This is a genomic window from Streptomyces sp. NPDC037271 (assembly GCF_055603605.1).
In genome coordinates, this window is record NZ_JBVJVN010000050.1 from 1 (window position 1) to 5,277 (window position 5,277).

6 protein-coding genes are annotated in these 5,277 nt (G+C 71.2%); 1 reads left to right on the forward strand and 5 read right to left on the reverse strand.

Annotated features, from left to right (window positions below):
* The 5 genes from ACZ7G3_RS35630 to pyrR all read right to left on the reverse strand — a co-directional run.
* Positions 1-779: carbamoyl phosphate synthase small subunit (locus ACZ7G3_RS35630; protein WP_470930858.1), on the reverse strand; the 779-nt coding region annotated here is incomplete at its 3' end.
* Positions 776-1,342 (reverse strand): PH-like domain-containing protein, encoded by a 567-nt coding sequence (locus tag ACZ7G3_RS35635; RefSeq protein ID WP_426600768.1) that lies wholly within the window; start codon positions 1,340-1,342, stop codon positions 776-778. The genes ACZ7G3_RS35630 and ACZ7G3_RS35635, both read right to left, overlap by 4 nt.
* The gene (locus tag ACZ7G3_RS35640) at positions 1,339-2,625 is read right to left on the reverse strand and encodes a dihydroorotase (protein ID WP_426600769.1); all 1,287 of its coding nucleotides are present in this window, start codon (positions 2,623-2,625) and stop codon (positions 1,339-1,341) included. Before ACZ7G3_RS35640 ends, ACZ7G3_RS35635 begins: the two co-directional genes overlap by 4 nt.
* Before the next feature lie 5 nt (positions 2,626-2,630).
* Positions 2,631-3,611 carry an aspartate carbamoyltransferase catalytic subunit gene (locus ACZ7G3_RS35645; protein WP_426600770.1) on the reverse strand — a complete coding sequence of 327 codons (981 nt, stop codon included), beginning with the start codon at positions 3,609-3,611 and terminating at the stop codon, positions 2,631-2,633.
* A 114-nt stretch (positions 3,612-3,725) separates the two neighbouring features.
* Positions 3,726-4,355, reverse strand: a complete 630-nt coding sequence (gene pyrR, locus ACZ7G3_RS35650; protein WP_426600771.1) for a bifunctional pyr operon transcriptional regulator/uracil phosphoribosyltransferase PyrR — start codon at positions 4,353-4,355, stop codon at positions 3,726-3,728.
* 298 nt (positions 4,356-4,653) lie between these two features.
* Here pyrR and bldD point away from each other — a divergent pair, with 298 nt between their 5' ends.
* Positions 4,654-5,157 carry a transcriptional regulator BldD gene (gene bldD, locus ACZ7G3_RS35655; RefSeq protein WP_398136652.1) on the forward strand — a complete coding sequence of 168 codons (504 nt, stop codon included), beginning with the start codon at positions 4,654-4,656 and terminating at the stop codon, positions 5,155-5,157.
* The last annotated feature ends 120 nt before the right edge of the window (positions 5,158-5,277 follow it).

A 5,277-nucleotide genomic window follows, 5' to 3' on the forward strand; every position in this document is an offset into this window, starting at 1 on the left:
AGCGGAGTACCGCGCTCCAGAACGCCCCGCATCACGGAGACCGGGTGGTCGGCGGTGGACGGGTCACCGGGGCCGTTGGAGAAGAACACACCGTCGGGGTTGACGGCGTAGACGTCCTCGACGGTCGCCGTCGCCGGCAGCACGTGCACCTCGATGCCGCGCTCGGCCATCCGGCGCGGCGTCATGCCCTTGATGCCGAGGTCGACGGCGGCGACGGTGAACTTCTTCCCGCCGATCGCCGGGACGACGTACGCCTCGGTGGTGGCGACCTCGGCGGAGAGGTCGGCGCCGGTCATCTCGGGGGCTTCCTGGACGCGGGCCAGCAGCGCGGCGTCGTCCTGGATCGCGTCCCCGCTGAAGATGCCGACGCGCATGGCGCCGCGCTCGCGCAGGTGGCGGGTGAGGGCGCGGGTGTCGATGCCGGAGATGCCGACGACGCCCTGGGCGGCCAGCTCCTCGTCCAGCGAGCGCGTGGAGCGCCAGTTGGAGGGCACGCGCGCGGGGTCGCGCACGACGTAGCCGGAGACCCAGATCTTCTTGGACTCCATGTCCTCGTCGTTGACGCCGGTGTTGCCCACGTGCGGGGCGGTCATCACGACCACCTGGCGGTGGTACGACGGGTCGGTGAGGGTCTCCTGGTAGCCGGTCATGCCGGTGGAGAACACGGCTTCGCCGAAGGTGGCCCCCACGGCCCCGTAGGCACGGCCGCGGAAGATCCGGCCGTCCTCCAGGACGAGTACGGCGGGAGTTTTCACAGCTCCCCGGGTGGAGGTCGTCATCGTGCGCCTTCCGTTTCCGTCTTCTTGATCATGTCGTTCAGTGTCTCGACCCACTCGTTGTGCTCGGCCGCGTGGTCGGAGCGGAAGCCGGAGTCGATCAGCTTGTCGCCGTGCTCCCAGGTGACGACCAGCAGGCCGCCCTCGGTGAGCACCTTGCCGGCGATGCCCTTGTCGAGCCGGGCCTCGCGCAGCGCCGTGACGGGGACGAAGAAGTCGTTCGCGCCGGGGCGTACGACGTCCAGGCCCGCGTCCGTCAGCGTGAGCTCGACCCGGCTGCGGGTGCCCAGGCCGTGCGCCACGATGCGGTCCAGCCACTGCCCGGCGCTGGTGGAGCCGTGGTAGCGGCCGCTCATCGTCAGTCTGGCCGGGCCCGGCTGTTCCGGCGCGGTGGGCAGCTCGGGCAGGTCGCCCTGGAGGGTGCTGCGCCACTTCCAGCCCTCGCGCATCAGCCAGTAGACGAGCGCGACGAACAGGCCGAGGCCGACGACCCAGCCGATGCGGGCGGCCCAGTCGGTCACTTCCGCCGATTCCTTCTCGGCGGCCAGCAGGATTACAGGTGTCACGTGAGCTTCCCGTCGACGAGCGTGGCCTTGCCCCGCAGCCACGTGTGCGTCACACGGCCCGGCAGCTCACGCCCCTCGTAGGGGGTGTTGCGGCTGCGCGAGGCGAAGCCCGCGGGGTCCACCTGGCCACGGTATGCCGTGTCGACGAGGGTGAGGTTGGCGGGCTCACCAGCCGAGACGGGACGGCCGTGTCCGGTGGCCTGTCCGATCTGCGCGGGCTTGACGGACATCCGGTCGGCGACGCCGGCCCAGTCCAGCAGGCCCGTGTCCACCATGGTCTCCTGGACCACCGACAGCGCGGTCTCCAGGCCCACCATGCCCATGGCGGCGGCGGCCCACTCGCAGTCCTTGTCCTCGTGCGGGTGCGGGGCGTGGTCGGTGGCGACGATGTCGATCGTGCCGTCGGCGAGCGCCTCGCGCAGGGCCATCACGTCGCGCTCGGTGCGCAGCGGCGGGTTGACCTTGTAGACCGGGTTGTAGGAGCGGACCAGCTCGTCGGTGAGGAGCAGGTGGTGCGGGGTGACCTCGGCGGTGACGTCGATGCCGCGGGACTTGGCCCAGCGGACGATCTCGACGCTGCCCGCCGTGGACAGGTGGCAGATGTGGACGCGGGAGCCGACGTGCTCGGCGAGCAGCACGTCCCGGGCGATGATCGACTCCTCGGCGACGGCCGGCCAGCCCCCGAGGCCCAGCTCGGCGGAGACGACGCCCTCGTTCATCTGGGCGCCCTCGGTCAGCCGGGGCTCCTGGGCGTGCTGGGCGACGACGCCGCCGAAGGCCTTCACGTACTCCAGGGCGCGGCGCATGATCACGGCGTCGTGGACGCACTTGCCGTCGTCGGAGAAGACGGTGACGCCGGCCGCGGACTCGTGCATGGCACCCAGCTCGGCGAGCTTGCTGCCCTCCAGGCCGACGGTGACGGCGCCGATGGGCTGCACGTCGCAGTAGCCGGACTCCTTGCCGAGCCGCCAGACCTGCTCGACGACGCCGGCGGTGTCGGCGACCGGGAAGGTGTTGGCCATGGCGAAGACGTTGGTGTAGCCGCCGGTCGCCGCCGCGCGGGTGCCGGTCAGGACGGTCTCGGAGTCCTCGCGGCCGGGCTCGCGCAGGTGGGTGTGCAGGTCGACCAGGCCGGGCAGCAGCACCTTGCCGTCGGCCTCGACGACCTCGGCGCCGTCGGCGGACAGGCCGCGGCCGACCGCCTCGATGACGGAGCCGTCGATCAGCACGTCCTGCGGCTCGCCGCCGAGCACCTTCGCACCGCGGATCAGGGTCTTGCTCATCTGTCTTACTTCTCCTCGGTGGTGCGGGCGTGGGTAGCGGCGGGTTCGTTGCCGCCGAGCAGCAGGTACAGGACGGCCATCCGGATGGACACGCCGTTGGTGACCTGCTCGACGGCGGTGCAGCGGTCGGAGTCGGCGACCTCCGCGGTGATCTCCATGCCGCGGACCATCGGGCCGGGGTGCATCACGATGGCGTGGTCGGGCATCTTGGCCATGCGGTCGCCGTCGAGACCGTAGCGCCGGGTGTACTCGCGCTCGGTCGGGAAGAACGCGGCGTTCATGCGCTCGCGCTGCACGCGCAGCAGCATCACCGCGTCGGACTTGGTCAGCGTCGAGTCGAGGTCGTACGAGACCTCGCAGGGCCAGGTCTCCACGCCGACCGGCAGCAGGGTGGGCGGCGCGACGAGGGTGACCTCGGCGCCGAGGGTGTGCAGCAGGTCGACGTTGGAACGGGCGACCCGGCTGTGCAGGATGTCGCCGACGAGGGTGATCCGGCGCCCGTCCAGGTCCTTGCCGAGGCCGGCGTCGCGGCCGACCAGGCGGCGGCGCATGGTGAACGCGTCCAGCAGGGCCTGGGTGGGGTGCTGGTGGGTGCCGTCGCCGGCGTTGATGACGTGGGCGTCGATCCAGCCCGAGGTGGCCAGGCGGTACGGCGCGCCGGAGGCGCCGTGCCGGATGACGACCGCGTCGACGCCCATGGCCTCCAGGGTCTGGGCGGTGTCCTTCAGGGACTCGCCCTTGGAGACGCTCGACCCCTTGGCGGTGAAGTTGATGACGTCCGCGGACAGGCGCTTCTCGGCGGCCTCGAAGGAGATCCGGGTCCTCGTCGAGTCCTCGAAGAAGAGGTTGACGACGGTACGGCCGCGCAGGGTGGGCAGTTTCTTGATCGGCCGGTCGGCGACCCGGGCCATCTCCTCGGCGGTGTCGAGGATCAGGACGGCGTCGTCGCGGGTGAGGTCGGCGGCCGAGATGAGATGACGCTGCATCTGTCAGGCTCCGTAAGGCGATTCATGCGGAAGAACGGGATAATTCGGGCGGCCGGGCGCGCGCGTGGGCACACCGGGCGGGCGTACGGCACGGCGGTACGCGTTCGCGAGGTGCTAGTGGTGGGCGCCCGGGGCGGCCGGCTTCGCGCCGAGCAGCACGGTGTCGCGACCGTCCTCCTCGGCGAGCTGGACCTTGACCGTCTCCCGCAGTGACGTGGGGAGGTTCTTGCCGACGTAGTCGGCGCGGATGGGCAGTTCGCGGTGACCGCGGTCGACGAGGACCGCGAGCTGCACCGCGCGCGGACGGCCGATGTCGTTCAGCGCGTCGAGGGCGGCCCGGATGGTGCGGCCGGAGAAGAGCACGTCGTCGACCAGGACGACCAGCCGGCCGTCGATGCCGTCACCGGGAATCTCGGTGCGGGCCAGCGCACGCGGCGGGTGCATGCGCAGGTCGTCGCGGTACATGGTGATGTCGAGCGAGCCGACCGGCATCTTGCGTTCGGTGATCTGCTCGAGCTTTTCGGCGAGCCGCCGGGCCAGGAAGACACCCCGGGTCGGAATGCCGAGGAGCACCACGTCGTCGGCGCCCTTGGCGCGTTCGACGATCTCGTGGGCGATGCGGGTCAGGACCCGTGCGATGTCGGGCCCTTCGAGAACGGGCCGCGCTTCGGACCGCGTGTCCGGCGGGGTGTTCTCGCGTGCGTTCTGCCGCACGTCCTGCTGATGGTTCTGCCGCTTGTCCATAAGAAACGGACCTCCTTCTCCGCCTCACGGGACGGACGTTAAAGGACGTCGGATATGCGCCACCTACGGTATCAGGCTCACAAGAGCGCCTCCGACGGCACCCCGAACACTCCCCCGTCACCCTTGTGCCGCGTCCGCGTCACCCGCTCGGAGTAACGGATCGCGGATACCACGGAAGAGCCGGTGCGGACCATTCGGCTTGACGCAGGAGAGTAACGCTGCGTAACCTCACAGTGAGTTACCAGCCGAGCGGCACGCAACACAGCAGGCCGCGTCGACACCTTGTCCGGGGAGCCATATGTCCAGCGAATACGCCAAACAGCTCGGGGCCAAGCTCCGGGCCATCCGCACCCAGCAGGGCCTTTCCCTCCACGGTGTCGAGGAGAAGTCCCAGGGCCGCTGGAAGGCCGTCGTGGTCGGTTCGTACGAGCGCGGCGACCGTGCCGTCACCGTGCAGCGCCTCGCCGAGCTGGCGGATTTCTACGGCGTTCCCGTGCAGGAGCTGCTGCCGGGCACCACCCCGGGCGGTGCCGCCGAGCCGCCGCCGAAGCTGGTCCTGGACCTGGAGCAGCTGGCCACGGTGCCGGCCGAGAAGGCGGGCCCGCTGCAGCGTTACGCGGCCACGATCCAGTCGCAGCGCGGTGACTACAACGGCAAGGTGCTCTCGATCCGCCAGGACGACCTGCGCACGCTCGCCGTCATCTACGACCAGTCGCCCTCGGTCCTCACCGAGCAGCTGATCAGCTGGGGTGTCCTGGACGCGGACGCGCGCCGCGCCGTGGCGTCCCACGAGGAGGTCTGAGGCACGACCGCCTCAGCAGAAACGTGGGGGGGGGGGGGGGGGGGGGGGGGGGGGGGGGGGGGGGGGGGGGGGGGGGGGGGGGGGGGGGGGGTGGGGGGGGGGGGGGGGGGGGGGGGGGGG